Source organism: Colwellia meonggei, from assembly GCF_057537295.1.
Genome location: NZ_BAAJLZ010000001.1, coordinates 1,145,359 through 1,165,425, shown reverse-complemented (window position 1 = coordinate 1,165,425; position 20,067 = coordinate 1,145,359). Strand labels below are relative to the sequence as shown.

Annotated in this window: 16 protein-coding genes; 6 read left to right on the top strand and 10 right to left on the bottom strand. The window is 38.1% G+C overall.

Going from position 1 to position 20,067, the window contains the following annotated elements:
- The first annotated feature begins 102 nt into the window (after window positions 1–102).
- On the top strand, window positions 103–1,338 hold the full coding sequence (gene srmB, locus AC27E9_RS05250) for an ATP-dependent RNA helicase SrmB (RefSeq protein WP_487127930.1): 1,236 nt from the start codon (window positions 103–105) through the stop codon (window positions 1,336–1,338).
- A gap of 122 nt (window positions 1,339–1,460) precedes the next feature.
- On the opposite strand, the gene AC27E9_RS05245 is transcribed toward srmB, so the two are convergent.
- A complete protein-coding gene (locus AC27E9_RS05245) occupies window positions 1,461–2,210 on the bottom strand; it encodes a MipA/OmpV family protein (protein ID WP_487127928.1) in 750 nt (249 codons plus the stop codon).
- A 380-nt stretch (window positions 2,211–2,590) separates the two neighbouring features.
- Between AC27E9_RS05245 and AC27E9_RS05240 the strand changes: the two genes are divergently transcribed.
- Together AC27E9_RS05240 and AC27E9_RS05235 are read left to right on the top strand one after the other, a co-directional pair.
- On the top strand, window positions 2,591–3,658 hold the full coding sequence (locus AC27E9_RS05240; protein ID WP_487127926.1) for a FecR family protein: 1,068 nt from the start codon (window positions 2,591–2,593) through the stop codon (window positions 3,656–3,658).
- 110 nt (window positions 3,659–3,768) lie between these two features.
- Window positions 3,769–6,609 carry a TonB-dependent receptor domain-containing protein gene (locus AC27E9_RS05235; protein WP_487127924.1) on the top strand — a complete coding sequence of 947 codons (2,841 nt, stop codon included), beginning with the start codon at window positions 3,769–3,771 and terminating at the stop codon, window positions 6,607–6,609.
- 38 nt (window positions 6,610–6,647) lie between these two features.
- Here the strand turns inward: AC27E9_RS05235 and AC27E9_RS05230 are convergent, their stop codons facing one another.
- Together AC27E9_RS05230 and yaaA are read right to left on the bottom strand one after the other, a co-directional pair.
- Complete coding sequence (locus AC27E9_RS05230; protein WP_487128304.1) at window positions 6,648–7,181, bottom strand: lipid-binding SYLF domain-containing protein; 534 nt, start codon at window positions 7,179–7,181, stop codon at window positions 6,648–6,650.
- A gap of 272 nt (window positions 7,182–7,453) precedes the next feature.
- The gene (yaaA, locus tag AC27E9_RS05225; protein ID WP_487127922.1) at window positions 7,454–8,227 is read right to left on the bottom strand and encodes a peroxide stress protein YaaA; all 774 of its coding nucleotides are present in this window, start codon (window positions 8,225–8,227) and stop codon (window positions 7,454–7,456) included.
- Window positions 8,228–8,529: 302 nt separating this feature from the next.
- On the opposite strand from yaaA, the gene tal reads away from it, so the two are divergent.
- The 3 genes from tal to AC27E9_RS05210 all read left to right on the top strand — a co-directional run bounded on the left by tal (window position 8,530) and on the right by AC27E9_RS05210 (window position 10,365).
- The gene (tal, locus tag AC27E9_RS05220) at window positions 8,530–9,483 is read left to right on the top strand and encodes a transaldolase (RefSeq protein ID WP_487127920.1); all 954 of its coding nucleotides are present in this window, start codon (window positions 8,530–8,532) and stop codon (window positions 9,481–9,483) included.
- A 134-nt stretch (window positions 9,484–9,617) separates the two neighbouring features.
- Window positions 9,618–9,791, top strand: a complete 174-nt coding sequence (locus tag AC27E9_RS05215; protein ID WP_487127918.1) for a DUF3545 family protein — start codon at window positions 9,618–9,620, stop codon at window positions 9,789–9,791.
- A gap of 67 nt (window positions 9,792–9,858) precedes the next feature.
- Window positions 9,859–10,365, top strand: a complete 507-nt coding sequence (locus AC27E9_RS05210; RefSeq protein WP_487127916.1) for a DUF6942 family protein — start codon at window positions 9,859–9,861, stop codon at window positions 10,363–10,365.
- 11 nt (window positions 10,366–10,376) lie between these two features.
- Here AC27E9_RS05210 and AC27E9_RS05205 read toward each other — a convergent pair whose 3' ends face one another.
- The 7 genes from AC27E9_RS05205 to AC27E9_RS05175 all read right to left on the bottom strand — a co-directional run bounded on the left by AC27E9_RS05205 (window position 10,377) and on the right by AC27E9_RS05175 (window position 20,054).
- Complete coding sequence (locus AC27E9_RS05205) at window positions 10,377–11,150, bottom strand: EAL domain-containing protein (RefSeq protein WP_487127914.1); 774 nt, start codon at window positions 11,148–11,150, stop codon at window positions 10,377–10,379.
- A gap of 162 nt (window positions 11,151–11,312) precedes the next feature.
- A complete protein-coding gene (gene parC, locus AC27E9_RS05200; RefSeq protein WP_487127912.1) occupies window positions 11,313–13,598 on the bottom strand; it encodes a DNA topoisomerase IV subunit A in 2,286 nt (761 codons plus the stop codon).
- A gap of 145 nt (window positions 13,599–13,743) precedes the next feature.
- The gene (locus AC27E9_RS05195) at window positions 13,744–14,994 is read right to left on the bottom strand and encodes a GGDEF domain-containing protein (RefSeq protein ID WP_487127910.1); all 1,251 of its coding nucleotides are present in this window, start codon (window positions 14,992–14,994) and stop codon (window positions 13,744–13,746) included.
- A gap of 1 nt (window position 14,995) precedes the next feature.
- Complete coding sequence (locus AC27E9_RS05190) at window positions 14,996–16,816, bottom strand: diguanylate cyclase (protein WP_487127908.1); 1,821 nt, start codon at window positions 16,814–16,816, stop codon at window positions 14,996–14,998.
- 216 nt (window positions 16,817–17,032) lie between these two features.
- Entirely contained in the window at window positions 17,033–17,440 is a 408-nt protein-coding gene (locus AC27E9_RS05185; protein ID WP_487127907.1) for a VOC family protein, read from the bottom strand.
- Between the two features lie 121 nt (window positions 17,441–17,561).
- Window positions 17,562–19,451, bottom strand: a complete 1,890-nt coding sequence (gene parE / locus AC27E9_RS05180; RefSeq protein ID WP_487127905.1) for a DNA topoisomerase IV subunit B — start codon at window positions 19,449–19,451, stop codon at window positions 17,562–17,564.
- Between the two features lie 24 nt (window positions 19,452–19,475).
- Complete coding sequence (locus tag AC27E9_RS05175) at window positions 19,476–20,054, bottom strand: YqiA/YcfP family alpha/beta fold hydrolase (RefSeq protein WP_487127903.1); 579 nt, start codon at window positions 20,052–20,054, stop codon at window positions 19,476–19,478.
- Window positions 20,055–20,067: the final 13 nt, after the last annotated feature.

The window sequence follows — 20,067 nt, the reverse complement described above, 5'->3', positions numbered from 1 at the left end:
TGAAAAACTCATAATAAATAAACAATTTTGGCAAGATCTTTAGGATAAATCTGGTTTTGCCATTATAATCCGCAGCTATAAACCTTTGAAGAAAATTATTACATGTTTAATCAGTTTGACCTAGATTCCGCATTATTGGGCGGTATTGAAAATGCCGGTTTTAAAAAGCCTACGTCAATTCAAGAATTAGTGATTCCTGTTGCCATGACGGGCAAAGACGTACTTGCTTCTGCCCCTACAGGAACGGGAAAAACAGCGGCATTTATTCTACCTGCAGCACAACATTTACTCGACTATCCTCGCAGTAAACCTGGCTTTCCTCGCGTTTTAATTTTATCACCTACGCGAGAATTAGCACTTCAAACTCATGAACAATGTGAAAAGCTAACGGCGCATACTAAACTTAAATCTGGTGTTATTACTGGTGGCGTGAATTACGGCAGCCATAAAGAAATACTGACAACAAATACCGACATTTTAGTTGCCACACCTGGCCGTTTAATGGAATACATTGAAACGGAGCAATTTGATACTCGAGAAATTGAAGTATTAATTTTAGATGAAGCCGATCGTATGCTTGACATGGGCTTTGCTGAAATCATCAATCGCATTATTGCGGAAGCACGCTGGCGTAAACAGACCATGTTATTCTCTGCAACGCTTGAAGGCTCAGCCGTATTAAGGTTTTCTCGTGAAATTCTCAATGAACCGGCATTTTTGGAAGCAAACCCTTCAAGAAAAGAAAAAGCAAAAATTCATCAATGGCTGCACCTTGCTGACAGCAGAGAACATAAAATTGCCTTATTGCTTAACTTGCTTAAACAAGAAGAATTAGAACGTGTTGTTGTATTTGCCAATAAGCGTGAAACTGTGCAATACCTATCAGGAAAACTATACGGTGATGATGTTCCGTGTGTTTGGCTTGAAGGTAAAATGCTACAAGACAAACGTAATACTTCGGTTGAGCGCTTACGTAATGGAACCGTCAACGTTTTAGTTGCAACCGATGTTGCGGCTCGCGGATTAGACATTGATGATATTACTCATGTCATTAACTTTGATATGCCACGTACAGCCGATATTTACTTACATCGTATTGGGCGAACTGGTCGCGCAGGCAATAAAGGTACGGCAATTTCTTTAGTTGAAGCTCATGATATGGCAGTAGTTGGAAAAATTGAACGTTATGTTAATGAGCGCTTACCACGTCGTATCATTGAAGAGTTAAGACCGAAAAATAAAGAAGCTCGCGTTGCAGTAAAAAAATCTAAAGTAAAGAAAACTGCCGCTCAGAAAAAAGCGAAAGCGAAGAAGCAAGCTAAACGTAATAAAAAATAACTCTCTCAATATAGCTAAAACCTAAACCTTTGTCTTACCAACAGGTTTAGGTTTGTTATTTTCTACTCACCTATAAACTAGCTAATGCTAATCTTCAACATCAACCAAATACGGCATGTTTCTTAGAATGTATAAGTTGCCCCGATAAAGGCACCTGTGACTTTATCATCGCCAATCAACGGACTGTCAGTAATCGCATCATCAAGTTTTGTATATTGTGCTGAAGCAATAATATTCCAGTTTTTATCTAACTGGTAAAACGCTGATAAACCAACACTATAATTAGTGACTGACCCTACGTTATATGCAGTTCTACCAACACTATTATCAACTTGGTCGCCAGCAATACCATAAATATAGTTTGCATAATCACTACTTTGCCAATGCACATTTGCATTCGCCTGCACCATAAAGTCATTACCAAGACTGAAAATAGGAACTTCTATGCCTAAATCTGCGGTTAGCCCTTTTGAATGACCGGAAATATCTTGCTCGATACTTAAATTAACAAACTGCCAATAACTATCAATCTTGAAAGTAATATCTCCTTCAGGTGATTTATAACCGGTAAAAACCGCATCAGAGGAAGATTCAGAACTCAAAAACTTATCAGGATCGTAACCATCATTACGGTAGTTTACTCCGACATTCAGACCAAAATCATCTTCACTAAGCACACTATACGAAACAATACCATCTTCGCCAATTGTCCAATCACCATATTTTGCTGAAAGCATCGGTGCAATCCCTTGTTTCGAGTCAGTACCTTTCCATGCTTCATTGGCAGAATACACACCAAGGCCGGTTGTAAATTGCCATTCTTCCGCTTGCACAAATTGTGTAGCACTAACCACTGTCAATAGTGAACTCACACATATTATTTTTGTTATCTTATTGAAATTTCGCATTTAAATATCTCCTTTAATTGATGGAGATATTGTAACCTGACAAGAATTTGATAACCGTTGCATTTGTGTTCGCGAATGTTTAAAAACTGTAAAAGTCTGTCATTTTCTCCCCATACACTCCCAAAATTAGATTAACTTTTTCCGGTTGAGGTTCAGTAAAAGCAAGAGTATTTACCCTAATAATTGAATATAAATCGCACAAAACATAATCATTAAACGAGTAGGTAAATAATTCATTAACTTTTAAATTATTTACCTAGCAGGTAAAGCAAAATTGTTTTACAGTGGGTAGGAAGTTAAAATTGTTTCAATATGTAATCACGGCATAATAATAAGAAAAATAAATGATAACCGAGACGTCAAACGATAATAAATCGGTCCAAGAGCGCGCAAACTTTTGGATAACACGCCTTGATAAAGGATTGTCTAGCACCGAAAAACAACAGCTTATCGCCTGGATTAACCAAGATGAAGCCCATTATTTGGCTCTGAGTCGCATGTCCTCTTTATGGGGCGATATAACTGCGCAACACGAGCTAACAGGCTTGTTTGATGCAAAGCTTAATAAAAAGCCCCATCGAGACTACTTCATGAAAGGTAGCTTAGCTGCAAGCATTTTTGCCATCGCTATGCTAACGGTAAATCTAACTAGCGACTTAGGTAAACTTTGGCAGACACCTCAGCAAACAAGCAATCAACATCTAGCCTATCAAAGCTTTAATACTCAATTTGGCCAGCAAAAGCAAATTACCCTTACTGATGGCAGTAAAGTAACGTTAAATACCAATTCAATTATTGAAGTCGCCTATAGCGACCTACAGCGCAAAGTTACTTTGTTACGTGGCGAAGCAAAATTCGATGTTGCAAAAGATGCACAACGCCCATTTACCGTCGTTGCTGGTGAAAGTGCGTTCACGGCTTTAGGCACAATTTACAACGTGCAACGAAATAATAGTCAAGATATGGAATTGCTCGTTGAGGAAGGTAAAGTACTCGTTAGTGAGGTAAATACTTCGCGCGCTACGTTATTAAAAGCCATAACGCAGGCCCACATAGAGCCTAAATCAAGCATGATAAAAGACGATGTTGTTATTGCTGGCGAGAAACTAGCAATAGTCGAGCAAGAGCCGACAACAAAACAAAGTCTAACGCAAGCTGAAATAGAAAAAGAGCTAGCTTGGCAACAAGGTATGCTGATTTTTAATGGTGAACCATTAACAAAAGTATTATCTGAAATTGAGCGTTACAACACGATAAAATTTACACCTGTAGCAAAAAATATCGCTGACCTTAAGGTGTCCGGTTACTTTAAGAGTAATGATATTAATGGTCTGTTACAGTCTTTAAACTATAACTTTGCGATTAATTACCAAAAACTAAACAATAATACTTTTACCTTAAGTCGCTCATAGTTGACTTAAATAGATTAAAACTAAGGCAAGGTTAATGTAATTCCTTACTCTAATACTTGTTATGCTTTATCGGAATTTAAGCTTTGAAGGCACCTACTTTTCATTTCATTTTGAAAAAAATCGTAAAGAAATTATTTCAAGGCGATAAAACCAAGTCCCTGCCCATTTTGCTATGTTTACTTTTTGTTTCTTCAATTAGTAATGCAAGTGAGCTAATTTATTTCGATATTCAACAACAAAGCGCCAACCGTGCCTTAATTGAATTTGGCCAACAAAGTCAACAAACCATTCTCTTTCCTTTTGAGTTAACCGAGAACATTCAAACAAAGGCAATAAAAGGTTATTACACTATTGAATTTGCCCTCAATAAATTATTACGTGAGTCAGGCTTAGCAGTAGTCAAAAATCAAGAAAACGTTATTGCCATTGCCATTTCTGAAAAAAGCAACATAATAACGCTCCCTCAAAAAGCAAACAGCTCTCCAAACTTGCCAACAACAACTATTGAAAAAATTGCTGTTGTCGGTAGCCGCACAGCAAGGCGTTCAATTACCGACTTGCCGGTGCCAGTAGACATTCTCCCATTTACGCAATTAAAGCAATCTGGGCAAACAAATGTTGGTAATATGCTACAAGCGATTGCGCCATCTTTTAATTTTTCGAAATCTGCAATTAGTGATGGTAGCGATGTACTACAGCCCGCAACTTTACGCGGCTTAGGCCCCGATCAAACCTTAGTATTAATAAACGGTAAACGCCGCCATCAAGCAAGCTTAATACATATTAACAATTCAGTAGGCCGTGGTACGGCAGGCACCGACCTAAATGCTGTGCCTATTGCCGCTATTAAGCGTATAGAAATATTACGAGATGGTGCAGCAGCCCAATATGGCTCCGATGCAATTGCTGGCGTTATCAACATAGTATTAAAAGATGACACTGAAGCCGATTATGCCGAAGTTTCTTTTGGGCAGCACACAAAAGGTGACGGTGCCAGCCAACAATTAGAGTTTTCAAAAAGTATTGCCTTATTTGACCAAGGCTACGCTAATATTTCCGCCAGCATAGCTGACCTCGAAGCAACCAATCGTGCAGGTTTACATGGCGCATGTATTTATCGTGATTGTATTGAGGAATCAAGTGGTGTTTATATTAGTGCTAACCCTAGTGAATTAAATGCCGAGCGGAAAAACTTTCAAGTTGGCAGTCCTGAGTATCTTCAACACGCTTGGGCCATTAATGCAGGCTATAGTACCGACATAGGCGAACTTTATGGGTTTGCTACTTATTCAAAAAGAAAAAACACTTCGGCGGCATTTTTTCGCACTGCCAATAATAGCCAAGTAAACCCTATTTTAGCTGATGGCCAAGCAACAGCACTGGACGGTTTTTTACCTAAGATAGCGTCAACCATAACAGATCACTCAGTAAACCTTGGCTATAACATCGAATTTAATAACGGTATCGCCATTGACACCTCATACACTTATGGTAAAAATCAAATTGAATACTGGACTGAAAACTCGTTAAACGCCTCATACGCGGAGCAGCTTCAAGCCCAGGAAAATATCTCAGCGGATACCATTAGGGCCAGCATTCCTAAAAACGCACACGCATATGACTTATCTCTTTCATTACAAACATTGAACTTAGATATAAGAAAGGACCTAAATTGGGCAACACTTGCTTTAGGATTTGAGTTTAGAAAAGATCACTATCAAGTATTCGCTGGCGAACAGTATAGTTATTTTGATTACGACACTTCAATCAGTAATAACCAACATTTACTTCATGCTGTTGCTGGTATTCAAGGGTTTCCAGGAATTGCACCAGAGGCTGCCGTTAACGAAAAACGCCATGTACGCTCCCTATATTTTGAAATTGAACAACAGTTATTTTCGGATTTTTTCATCAATAGTGCTGCACGGTTTGATAACTACGACGGCTTTGGCTCTTCAACCAATTTTAAAATTGCTGCGCACTGGCAAAAAAATAATTGGTTAACTTATCGCGCAGCACTGAATACCGGCTTTCGTGCGCCTTCAATGCAGCAACTTTACTTCAACAATACCAGTACTCAATTTTTAGTTGATAATGACGAGCTGCTTACTCGGCAAAAGGTGGCAACCTTTCGCAACGATAGTAAGTTAGCAACTGCCATAGGTATCAACGAGTTAAAACAAGAAACATCAACTAACTTGAGTGTTGGTGTCATCGCCAACTTTGATAATAATATAACGGTGACTCTGGACTACTACCACATCACAATAGCTGATCGTATTGTTTTAAGTAGCGGTTTATCTATGGGCTTAAACGATAGCCTAGATCAACTGTTAATAGCAGAAAGTATCGATAAGGCTCAGGTATTTTTAAATGGCCTTGACAGCACTACACAAGGGCTTGATTTTATTGCCACATGGCAACCAATAATTACCGAGGGAGAATTAAACTTAACTCTTGCCGCGAACATAACAAATACTGATGTTGATCGCTTATTTACACCAAATAACAGCACACTAAATAGTTTAGCGGTTAAAGATGTATTTTCGGCACATGACATGGCGATTATTGAAAGCTGGCAACCCGAAAGCCGACTAAACTTCAATGTAAACTATCAATATCAGAATTGGCGCTTGAATATCGCATTCAATCATTTTGGCAAATACAGTGTAATTGACGGTGCGCAACAAACATACGGTGCTAAATTATTAACTGATATTCGTATAGAGCATCAACTTTCTCCAAACATGAACATATACTTCGGCAGTAATAATTTATTTGATATTTATCCAGATAAGAACACCATAGGTAACTCAAGAGCAGGTAAGATAATTGATAACGAAGGTAATACAATTGTCGACAGTGAGGGCGTATTTACTTATTCTCGTCGCTCTGCCCCCTTCGGTTATAATGGTTCATATTTTTATGCAGGCTTAGCCATTAACTTTTAATCATTAAAAGGAGCCCACATATAAATAATAACGAGTTATTAATTTAAAGTATCAGCCCGCCAAAATTTGGTGCCTTTGACGGTAGCTTGTAGTGCAATACCGCTTTCAGTAAAAGTATATACCGTGACATCTCCATAATAAGCCTCTCCTTCGACCGAACCGCCTTTTTTACCTGCTTTTGCTGCAGCATCGGCATTACCACCAAAGGTCCAACCGCTATTAATAAAATTGGTCATCGCTGCTTTACTATGAAAAACCATCACAATTCGATAATCTTTAACACCAAGCCCCAAACCAATGCCACCTTCTGCCATATTCATAAAGGTATGCTGCTTTGTCTGCATATCTTTTACCACACCATAGCCAGTTCCTGCAGCCAAAAATATCAAATTAATATTAGCATTAGAGAATACTGCATAACCCGGTGCAGCATTCAATTGCTGGCGTGTATCAGGCTTGGTTGCAAACAACTTAGTTAATACAGCATCTTTCATGTTTAAAATTTCTTGCTGTTTAGCTGATTTATCGCCACTTCCTGACGTTGCACACGCTGATAACAAAACAATGAGCATTAGCTTGACAAAAACACTAAATATTTTTTTCAATAACACAGTAACAACCTTTTTCAAGTGACGTTTATTTTAAGCGTAGCAGAGTAAAAAAATTTATAAGTTTTTATAGTTATAAGCGGAGGTAGGTAATACGAATTAAGGGTAACGGTTGAGAACTTTTATAAGCTTAACGTCAACAAGAAATAAGTGAGAGGTTAAATAGGCCTTAAGTCACGTTAAAGTTATTAAGGCACTATTCACATCAATGTAAAATCATCAGATATTTAAATATGTTAGGCTTCTTTACGAGTAAAGACCCAATCACTGCCTTGACTTAACTCGCTAGAATACTGATAACCAGCAACATCAAATGCTTTTAACTGTTCAACATCAGTAATTTTATTTTCAATAATATAACGGGCCATTAAGCCGCGAGCTTTTTTGGCAAAAAAGCTGATCATTTTAAACTGGCCATTTTTCCAATCTTTAAATGCCGGAGTGATAACATCAGCTTGCAATGATTTTTTCTTAACTGACTTAAAATATTCATTTGACGCTAAATTGATTAACACATTATCACCTTGTGCTGCTAATGCCGCATTTAAATGTTCAGTAATAATTTCACCCCAAAATTGGTACAAGTTTGTGCCACGTTCATTATCAAGCTTCTTACCCATCTCCAAACGATAAGCTTGCATTAAATCTAATGGCTTAAGCAAACCATATAAGCCCGACAGAATACGCATATGTTGTTGCGCAAACGTAAAGTCAGCATCAGTAAAGGTTTTAGCATCTAAACCACTATAAACATCTCCATTAAATGCCAGTATTGCCTGTCTAGCGTTCTCTGGTGTAAACGGTGTCGACCACGCACCAAAACGCGCCGCATTCAAACCTGCCAATTTATCGCTAATACCCATTAACGAGCTTATATCAGCAGGTGTTAACTTTTTACATTCTTTGATCAGTGCTTTACTGTGTTCAAGTAACTCAGGTTGAGAAAACTGTTCAGTCGCTAGCGGAGAATCGTAATCTAGGTTTTTCGCGGGAGAAACAACAAGTAACATGAGCGCTCTACTCTTTAGTTATTAGATAATTTTTTGTCACTATAACATAAGAAAAAATGAATATAATCGCCTTAGTCGATGATTATTTCGATATGCGTAGCTTGCGATTAAAAATATCTGCAAATTCCTCTAAGTTATTCCATAAAGTCTCTTGCTAATTTATGAAAATTTGATACAAATAGTGATGAATAAAACAGATACCTAGCAATTTCACGCTACTTTGCTCGAAAAACGTTGTAATATTTCACCAAAACATACTTAGTAACTCATTTGATTCCATATATAATTTCAAGGGACATGTTATGACAGATCAACTTTCTCAACTAAAAGCAATGACGACAGTTGTTGCCGACACTGGCGATATTGAAGCTATAGCCAAGTTTCAACCACAAGATGCCACCACAAATCCATCTTTATTATTAAAAGCCGCGTCGTTACCAAATTACCAACATTTATTAGCATCTGCTGTTGAGTGGGCAAAGTCACAATCAAATAATAGCGAGCAACAGGTTATAGATGCAGCTGATAAGCTTTCAGTACTTATTGGCTTAGAAATACTAAAAATCATACCTGGCAGAATTTCTACCGAGGTTGATGCACGCTTATCATTTGATACTCAAGCTTCAATCGCTAAAGGCAGAAAACTCATAGCAATGTACAATGAAGCGGGTATTAGCAATGAGAGAATATTGATCAAAGTTGCCTCTACATGGGAAGGTATCAAAGCCGCAGAGCAATTAGAACAAGAAGGTATTAATTGTAATTTAACGCTACTGTTTAACTTTGCTCAAGCGCAAGCATGTGCAGAAGCGAATATTTACCTTATTTCACCATTTGTTGGCCGTATTCTTGACTGGCATAAAAAGGCGAGTGGCAAAAGTGACTACGCTGCAGCAGAGGATCCTGGCGTAATTTCTGTAACTAGCATTTATAACTACTACAAAGCAAAAGGTTATAAAACTGTCGTTATGGGTGCAAGCTTCCGTAATACTGGTGAAATTTTAGAGTTAGCAGGCTGCGACCGCTTAACTATCAGCCCAGCATTGATGGATGAACTTGCTAGCTCATCACAGGCTGTTGAACAAAAATTATTTGCAGAGCAAAGCCCTCTTGATGCTGAAGCTAAGTTAACAGAAGCAGAATTTAGATGGCAAATGAATCAAGACGCTATGGCAACAGAGAAACTCGCCGAAGGCATTCGTAATTTCGCTATTGATCAAACAAAATTAGAGCAGCAATTATTAACAATGCTTTAATTTACTATTAACACTTTATTAAGACCTATTTTGCTTGAATTTATAATTTTGTAACAAATATGCAAAAAAGTGTTTCAGTTTTTCGGTTAACTATGGTATTAAAAAGCTGCAGTTGTAGAAAAAAGGAGCATACCATGGCAAAACTTCAAAAAGTGTTGGACTCTTTAGCTGGACAATCTAAATCGAGTTCTAGTAGTAATAAAAAAAGAAAGTGGCGTGAAATTGAACAACTGAAAGAGAAACACCAACTGGAAAAAGATCTCAGATCATTTGATGACTCTTTAGAGTATATGTTGGAAGAGTTTTAACTAGTTTAGCGCTAAGTAAAACAACTAAAAGCCCGGAATTTACCGGGTTTTTTATTGGATAAATATTATGAATAACACATTGGTCGGCCTAGGTTCTGAACAGGCAAACTTATATTTTTATATCAAAAACCCTCCGCCGCTTAATCTTTATCAAAACTTATCAAGCGTTAAAAAATTAACACCTGGTGAAATTAGCTATATTAATCAAGAAACGGGCAACCATTGGCGTAAAATATTTAATGTTTATGCAAAAATTATTTTCGAATTGCTACCATCAAATCTCACTAGTTGGCAATTATTGCGCGATGAAGAACTTTTACAAAACGAAGAACACTGCTTAGTATTTTCAAAACCAGACGAACTTAACTTAAATAGTGAAAAAATACATATTATTTTAGGCAAAGGTTACGCTGAGCAATTAGGGTTTGCCGAGCAATGCCACTGGCTAAAAAATGACTTTGCCATTAACAACGAGAAAAGAATAATTATCTCGCCGTACTTTGACTATCGGCAACTGTCTAATATCAAAATCACCCAACTCTGTCGGCTTATACAGCAACTAAACATAAGTTAATGAGCATACTGCTATTGCGCACATAATTTTTGCCAATATTGCTCAACTAAATGCTCTGGAAATTTTCGAACAGGAAAGTCCTCAGGTCTCGCTAAATAGAAGCCTTGTGCATGCACCATACCTAATTCCTTTAGTAGCTCAAACTCTTCCTGTTGCTCAATGCCTTCAGCAATAACCTCAGCTTCAGCAGCACTAGCAAGATCAAAAATAGCCTGTAAAAACTTCAACTTAAAGCTGTCTTTATGACAGTTTTCAACAAAGTATCGATCAATTTTAATGATGTTGGGTAATAATTGACTCCATAGCTTTAAGCCTGAGTATCCGGCCCCTAAGTCATCGATTGCAACGTTAAAACCAAATTGGCGATACTTTGCTAAGGCTTGACGTAGTGTATCATTATTTGGAAACGGATATTTTTCACTTAATTCGATAACGATTTGTTGGCAATTAAGTCCGGCTTGTTCAACAAATTTAATCGTTTCCCCTTGCGGATGATTTTTATTCAGTAACACTAGCGGGCTAATATTAAGGAACAGTTTTCCGGTTAGCTTTAGTTCAGCAAAACGTTTAATTGCTTTGTCTCGACACAGTATTTCGAGTTCAGATAGCAACCCTGCCTGTGTTGCTCGCTCAAACAGTACATCAGGAGAGCATAACGGGCTATTTTCGGGGCCACGGGTTAATGCCTCATAACCAGTAATACTTTGGGTTTGAATATTAAAAATAGGTTGGAATACCGTGTTAATGGTCTTTTCCGAAATGATGCTTTTGATATCTTCAGTCACGTAACTCTCCTAATTAAATAGGATATTAGGTAAGTTTTGTGACAGTTTTATGACTTGGTGAGGATTTCCTGAGCTTATAGTCAATAAATAATCATTAAGTAACAGCAATGACATAAAGTAGAATAGCGCGCTAGTGAAATAACCATTAACGCGCCTGTATTATTAGGTGTCGGGAGTACTTTCTTCGACAGTGCTAACTTGCTCAACCTCAATACGATCTACGCGTTGCAGCCCTCTTGGCAGCTTGTTACCACGACGTCCGCGCTCACCGCGATAATGCTCAATATCACTGGCTTTCAGTGTTAGTTTTCGCTTACCGGCATGTAAGGTAACGGCACTTTCAGGTGGTAACACCTCCAATAGCGTCACGAATTCTTCTCGTGCTTTTGCTCTGGCTGAAGGAATATTAATAATTTTATTACCCTTACCTTTACTTAGCACTGGTAAGTCTTTTAACGGAAAGACCAACATTCGACCTTCTGAGGTGATTGAAAGCACTAATTCGACGGCTAAATCATTAATCACTTTAGGCGTCATTACCTTTGCCGCAGCCGATAAACTGAGTAAGGCTTTACCATTTTTATTTCGGCTCACCATATCAGAAAAACTACCAACAAAACCATAACCGGCATCACTGCTTAGTAAGTATTTTTGTTCGTCATCAGCCATCACCACTTTTTCAAAATTCTCGCCACTAGCCAAATTGAAGCGCCCGGTAAGCGGTTCGCCTTGACTACGCGCTGTTGGCAAGCTGTGGGCATCGGTAGCATAAGCACGCCCTGATGAGTCTATAAACACTACAGGTCGGTTACTACGTCCTCGCGCTGAGCATAAGTAATCATCACCTGACTTATAGTTAAGCGCCTTAGCGTCGATATCATGACCTTTCGCGCATCGAGCCCAACCTTTCTCAGAAACAACGACGGTAATAGCTTCACTAGGCATTAAATCTTTCTCAGATAACGCTTTTGCCTCATTTCGCTCAACCAATACTGAGCGGCGTTCATCGCCATATTTTTCTGCCGCTTCTAGAATTTCTTTCTTAAGCAAGGTATTCATTCGAGCTTTAGAGTTCAGTATTTTCTCTAAGTATTCGCGCTCTTTATTTAATTCATCTTGCTCAGCTCTAATTTTAATTTCTTCAAGCTTAGCAAGTTGACGTAGTTTTATTTCTAATATCGACTCTGCTTGGCGTTCTGAAAGTTCAAAGCGAGACATCAATTCAGCTTTAGGATTATCAAAGTTTCTAATAATCTCAATAACTTCATCAATATTTAAGTAGGCAACTAACAAACCATCTAAAATGTGTAAGCGAGCCAATACTTTATCTAAACGGTATTGTAATCGACGACGTACAGTTTCTCGTCTAAATGTTAACCATTCACTTAAAATCGACTTGATGTCTTTAACTGCAGGCTTATTGTCTAAACCTATCATGTTTAAATTAACACGAAAGTTCTTTTCTAAATCAGTTGTTGCAAACAAGTGCTGCATAAGCTGTTCAATGTCAACACGATTTGAGCGCGGCACTACCACCAAACGAATAGGGTTTTCGTGATCCGATTCATCGCGTAGGTCAACTACCATAGGTAATTTTTTAGCCTGCATTTGATTTGCAATTTGCTCTAAAATTTTACCGCCAGATGCTTGATGCGGTAAGGCAGTGATAACGATTTCACCATGTAATTGTTCATAAACTGCACGCATTTTAATGCTACCGCGACCAGTTCTATAAATTTTTTCAATATCAGCTTTTGGTGTAATGATTTCTGCATCAGTTGGATAATCAGGGCCTTTAACTATTTCTAATACATCACCTAGCTCGGCTTTCGGTTGTTCAATTAAGTGTACGCAAGCTTGAGCTACTTCCCTCACATTATGTGGAGGAATATCCGTTGCCATACCAACAGCAATACCAGTTATACCATTAAGAAGAATATGTGGTAAACGTGCAGGAAGCGTTTTCGGCTCTTTCATAGTGCCGTCAAAGTTTGGCGTCCAATCAACAGTACCTTGGCCTAACTCAGATAATAATACTTCACTAAAACGTGATAAACGCGCTTCGGTATAACGCATGGCAGCAAATGACTTTGGATCATCAGGTGCGCCCCAATTACCTTGACCATCAACTAACGGATAACGATATGAAAATGGCTGTGCCATTAATACCATAGCTTCATAACACGCAGAGTCGCCATGTGGATGAAATTTACCGAGTACATCACCAACTGTACGAGCTGATTTCTTATATTTAGCAACCGCAGACAAGCCTAATTCAGACATGGCATAAACAATGCGACGTTGTACCGGTTTTAAACCATCACCTATATGTGGCAAGGCGCGGTCCATAATGACATACATTGAATAGTTTAAATAAGCTTCTTCAGTAAACTGCTTTAACGGGCGCTGCTCAATACCGTCTAAACTAAAGTCGATTGCATCTGACATGTCGTGTTTTCCTAAAAAATGTGATTAACGACCAATTATTAATCTAATTTTTGTTGTTTTAGTTGCTCTATGGCTAGCTTAGCTGATTATCGATGTGGAAAAAATACTTTCTGACGATAATATTCATCTGTAGTCATTAAAATGATTATTCTTGATCTGTTGGTGAGTAATTATAAACACAATTTCGACCCTGTTTTTTAGCCTGATACATAGCTAAATCAGCAGCATGAAGTAATAGATCAAAGTTCTCTCTAGCATCATTAATACTCGCCAAACCAATACTAACTGTAACCGTATCACTAACGTTTTTTTGTTCGGAGTTACTTTGAACTTTTTCTCGTATTCGCTCAGCTATTGCTCGCGCTTGATCAACTGTCGCGTCAGGTAAAATGGCCGCAAATTCTTCACCGCCAATACGGGCTAGTATATCGCGTGAGCGCATTGCTTCGCCGGCTAAATCAGCAACGAGACAAATAACTCGATCACCAATATCATGACCAAAATTATCATTTGTAGCTTTAAAATGGTCTATGTCTATCATCAGCACACATAATTCACTTTTATCGCTTATTGCCTGTGCCATTAAATGGTAACCGGTAGTAAAAAAAGCACGGCGATTTGCTAGTTGCGTTAAACTGTCCGTTCTAGCTAATAGTTTTAATTGCCGACGAATTTTAAATTGGCGCAGAATGAGGAAGAAAAATAATAGCCCGGCTAGAAGAATAAAAGCGATATTAATATTTTGCTGGTTACGCTGCGACTCCACTCTGGTTAATTCAAAGCGCTTTAACTCACTACTCTGGCTTAATAATTCATTCTCTTCACGTTTTCTTTCCAACTGGTACTTTTCATTTAATCGCTTAACACGTAATGAATTCTGAGCTTTCAGATGCGCCGAATATTTCTTGATATACTTTTTCTTAGCATCAAATGCCTGTTGGTAAAAACCTTGCTGTTGATATATATCAGCAAGCATTAGATGTGCGTCGGCGAAGTCAGGTGAATTTAATTGTTTTTCATGTAAGTACGGCTCAAGCTTTATCGCCTTATTAAGCCAATTAATAACCTTATGTTCTTGTCCACGAACATTGGCAATATTAGCGCGAATAACATGCAATAAATAATACTCTGCTTGATTTAATCCCAAACCAGCTTGTTGTAATTGCTGTAATCTGACTTGAGCTGCCACGGCATCGTGTTCACTTAATTTTTTCAGAGACAACACTTTCTCATCGACTGATAAAACCACCGTACTACTTTCTTGCTTAGCTAGTGGCAAACTAGGTTGTTGAAATATCTGTTCCTGCTCAGACACTTCATTTGCGATAGCGCCATAACTTGATATCAACAGCAAAAATAAAATGAGTATTAATATCTTGATATTATTTACCACCATATTAAACCACCTGATTACGGCCGGCACATTTTGCCTGTAAAAGTTGCTTATCTGCTGCTTTTAATAAATCAGCAAAATCACAAGAACTTTGCTGATTTAATGTTGAAACACCAATACTGACAGTTAAAGTAGCAATTTCTGACGTCTGCCACCTTGCTCTTTCAATACTTTCGCGAATACGCTGCGCTACTTCAACCGCCTCAATATTTGCCGTATTGGGTAACAGGGCAATGAATTCTTCACCACCAATACGTCCAAAAACATCGCTTTCACGCATTTGTGCTTGGCCATACATAGCAATTTCCTGCAATGTACTATCACCAATCTTATGACCATATTGGTCGTTAATTTTTTTAAAAAAATCAACGTCGATCATACAAATACTAAGAGGTTGCTCTAGCAATTTAGCTTCATCAAAATACTGTTCGCCAATTTCTAACAACCTTCTACGATTAATAACACCTGTTAAACTATCGGTCTGACTTGCTTTTACTAAACTTTTTTGACCTTTTATTATTCGATGTAAAAACCACGCCAAAATTAGTATGCAAATAGCTAAAAAACCCGCTAACACTTTACGATTATCTGCTTCTTGCGTGACTTCCTGCAATTGGAAGTTTTGCAAATTTTGTTTTTTCTTTAGTATATCTTTTTGCCTTGCAGTTGCCTCGCTCTCATATTGCAGTCGCAATTCATCTATTTCCGATGTATCACGAGATTCTCTATAGCTAATCGCTTTTGCAAAATATTGTTTTTGAACTTGATAGGCGGCTTGATAACGGCCTAGTTCGTAATACAGTTTAGATTTTAAGTACAAAATATTCACTTCACTGGTATCGTAAATATCTTCTGCTTTGTATTGCAATAACTGCTCTACTTGCTCAAGATTAACAAGCGCTTCTTCATAACGTTTCATTTTTTCTAAAATGTAGGCTTTATCTATGAGATATTGCAATTGAACCAAGTGTTGCTCAACTTCCTTAACATATTCACCAGCAAGTAATATATATCGGTAGGCATTTTCAGTATCAGCTTCTTCTTTATTGAGCAGCGCCCATGCCAAGCTGCGATAAACTCCAGAGATAAACTCATTACTAGTATTAGGTTGAATTTCGCTTTCTAATACACGAAATACTTCTATGGCTTGTTCATAGCGCTCTTCATTGGCATGGTTAATTGCAACATTATGCAAACTATTCAGAGCATAGTTATCTTTACCAGCTTTTTTAAAGTGTTGATAAGAACGTTGAAAAAATTGGTTCGCTTGATCTTCTTCACCAATATAGCCGTATAAAATACCTAACTCGCTGGTAATGTCGCCCATTAGTGCTTCATCATTGATCGAATTAGCTATTTGTAATGCCTGGTTTAAAACAATTAACGACTGTTTATAATTTTTCTTTAAGTAATAGGTAGCACCAATATTTATCAAGCCTCGAGCAATAAATTCTTGGTTTTCCATAGAGCGCGCAACATCTAAACCATTTTGATAAAGCTCAAATGCTCCATCTAAGTCTCCTAGACTTTCCATCGCAAAGCCTTTTGTATAAGCAAGCTCGGCGATTAAAATGCTCGGACTATTCATTTGCTTGGTTAATTCTAAACCGATTTCTGCTGATGCCTTACTAAAACGGTATAATGACTGGTCTGAATAAGCTTCAGACTGAATACGATAAAAATTCACTTGGCTGGTAATAGGTTGTGATTTAACATCACCTTGATAGGAGTTAAGTAATTGCAGTGCCGCTTTTGGATCGCTATTAATAAGTATTTCAGCTTTTTTTACAAAATTATCGAATTCACTGTTACTTACAGACTGCAAAGCCGTTGCTTTACAAGATATTAACAAAAAAACAAAAAGAATGCGGCCGTAGTGAGGAAAAATAAATTTAAAAAATACGGTCAACAAATCTCATGCTCCAACAACAGCAGCGCATAAACGCTTCATACAGTATAAAACTAATTTGTATAAACATTAAACTGTTATTTTCTATTTAAAATATCAATTAGTTAACGTTAACATCGGCTTTTTGTATAGCTACTTCTGCTCAATGTGCCAATAGCTTGCTTCAATTTTATTGCCTTCAGGATCAATAATAAAACAACCATAATAAGGCGCGCCATACTCCTCTCTTGGCCCAGGTACGCCATTGCAGACACCGCCCAAGTTAATGGCGACGTGGTAAAACTCATCAACTTGCTGCTTGCTGATAGCAACAAAACCAAAGTGAACACCGTTACCACTACTTGCAACTGCCTTATTATGAGGTAGCTGTAACCAAAATTCGGGGTAACCTTTACCATAAGCAACCGCGTGCTGATATTCACTTACCAACTCAATGGCTAGCGTTTTCAATACCGGAGTATAAAACTGCTTTGCTTGTGCTAAATCATTAATACCAATTGAAGCATGGCAAATGCTACGCAGGTTACGATGTTCAATCATAAATTTTCACCTTAAATTAAAAAAGGTATAGCAGCTACCTCTATACCTTTTTTGTGTTCATTAATAATATCTAGACTATCGCTGACAAGCTGTTGAACCTAAAATCAAGCCTGCTGCACGCTTACTCTAACTCAACGAGATCGCCTTTCAATTGCAGCCACTCTTTTCTGTCGCCACTGCGCTTTTTAGACAACAACATATCCATCAACTCCATAGTCTCACTATGTTCATCAACCGTTAACTGCACTAATCGGCGAGTGTTAGGATCCATTGTCGTTTCACGTAGTTGTAATGGGTTCATTTCACCCAAACCTTTAAAACGCTGCACGTTCACTTTACCGCGCTTTTTCTCTGCTTCAATTCTATCCAAGATGCCATCTTTCTCTGCTTCATCAAGGGCGTAGAAAACTTCTTTACCAACATCAATACGATATAGCGGCGGCATGGCAACATAAACATGCCCAGCCTGTACTAAAGGTAAAAAGTGCTGTGTAAATAGCGCACATAACAAAGTTGCAATATGAAGACCATCAGAATCAGCATCAGCAAGTATACAAATTTTACCGTATCGTAAACCTGACAAATCTTCTGTATCAGGGTCGATACCTAAGGCAACAGATATATCATGCACTTCTTGCGAGGCAAGTATCTGCCCCGACTCAACCTCCCAAGTATTTAAAATTTTACCTCTAAGCGGCATAATAGCCTGTACTTCACGATCTCGTGCTTGTTTAGCACTACCGCCAGCGGAGTCCCCTTCAACTAGGAATAATTCTGTTCGAGCAATATCTTGGCTACCACAATCCGTTAATTTTCCTGGCAAAGCTGGCCCTTGTGTGACCTTTTTACGAATTATCTTTTTACTAGCGCGTAAACGACGTTGCGCATTGCTAATACAAAACTCAGCTAATGCTTCAGCAATTTCGGTATGTTCATTTAGCCATAAACTAAACGAGTCTTTAACAACACCGGTAACAAAGGCCGCACATTGACGTGATGAAAGACGTTCTTTGGTTTGTCCGGCAAACTGTGGGTCTTCCATTTTCACTGATAATATATATGAACATTTATCCCAAATATCATCCGGAGTTAATTTCACGCCACGTGGAACTAAGTTTCTAAACTCACAAAACTCACGCATAGATTCAAGTAAGCCTTGACGCAGGCCATTAACATGCGTGCCGCCTTGCACTGTTGGGATCAAATTGACGTAACTTTCACCTACCGACTCACCACCTTCTGGTAACCAAGTTACTGCCCATTCTGCGGCTTCATGCTGAGAAGTAAAATTTCCTACAAAGGGCTCTTCAGGTAAACTTTCAATGTCTTTAACCGACTCTTTTAAGTAGTCAACTAAACCATCCTCATAACACCATTGGTACTTTTTATCTTCATTTTTGTCGTGAAACTTAATCGTTAAACCAGGACAAAGTACCGCTTTTGCTTTTAACAAATGCGCTAAACGTCGTGCTGAAAAGTTCGCAGAATCAAAATAACTAGCATCTGGCCAAAATTTCACACGGGTGCCAGTATTGCGACGACCTACTGTGCCTGTTTCTCGTAATTCTTCAACTTTATGGCCATTTTCAAATGCCATTTCATACACTTTACTGTCACGTCTAACGGCAACATCAACTCGTTTTGATAAGGCATTTACCACTGAAATACCAACACCATGTAAGCCACCGGAAAATTGATAGTTCTTATTAGAGAACTTACCACCAGCATGTAGCTTACAAAATATTAATTCAACGCCTGAAACACCTTCTTCAGGGTGAATATCAATTGGCATTCCTCGACCATCATCAATCACTTCAAGCGATTGGTCTTTATCAAGGATTACCGTAATATTTTGCGCATGCCCTGCTAATGCTTCATCAACAGAGTTATCAATAACTTCTTGCCCTAAATGGTTAGGACGATTGGTATCGGTATACATACCCGGACGATGTCGTACCGGATCAAGACCACTGAGCACTTCAATGGAGTCAGAATTATATTGTTCGCTCATTTAAATGTTCTAATAATTATTTCGCTAATTCGATTCTAAATTAAAAAATACTGATATTTGCGGTAACATCGCTTGATAGTTAATAAAGCTATGATCACCACCTTCTTGCACAATTAAATGGCAATGCCGGTATTTTTCAACGGCTTGTTGGTAATCTAACACTTCATCACCAGTTTGTACCATGACCAAGTAATTTTTTTTCGAAATTTCTTGTTGTTTAAGTAATTTCAAATCAACAATATGTTGTTCTTCCACTTGATAACGTTCATGGGTATAAGGATTTATTTGCTCACCAAGAAAATCATTTAACAAGGCATAAGGTTTTACCGCAGGATTAACAAGTGCAGCTTGTAGTTGATATTTTTCCGCTAAGTAAGTTGCAAAATAGCCACCGAGTGATGAGCCAATAATGATCCATTTTTCACTAGGGGCACTGGTAATAATCTCATTCAACTGTGCGATCGCAGCGTTTGGTGATGATAACAATTGTGGACAATGAATATTCACGTCACCGTGTAGATGTTGAAAATACTCTATTGTTAATTTAGCTTTCGTTGACCGCGGCGACGAATTAAAGCCATGTATATATAATAAGTTAACCATTAATAAAAGCTCC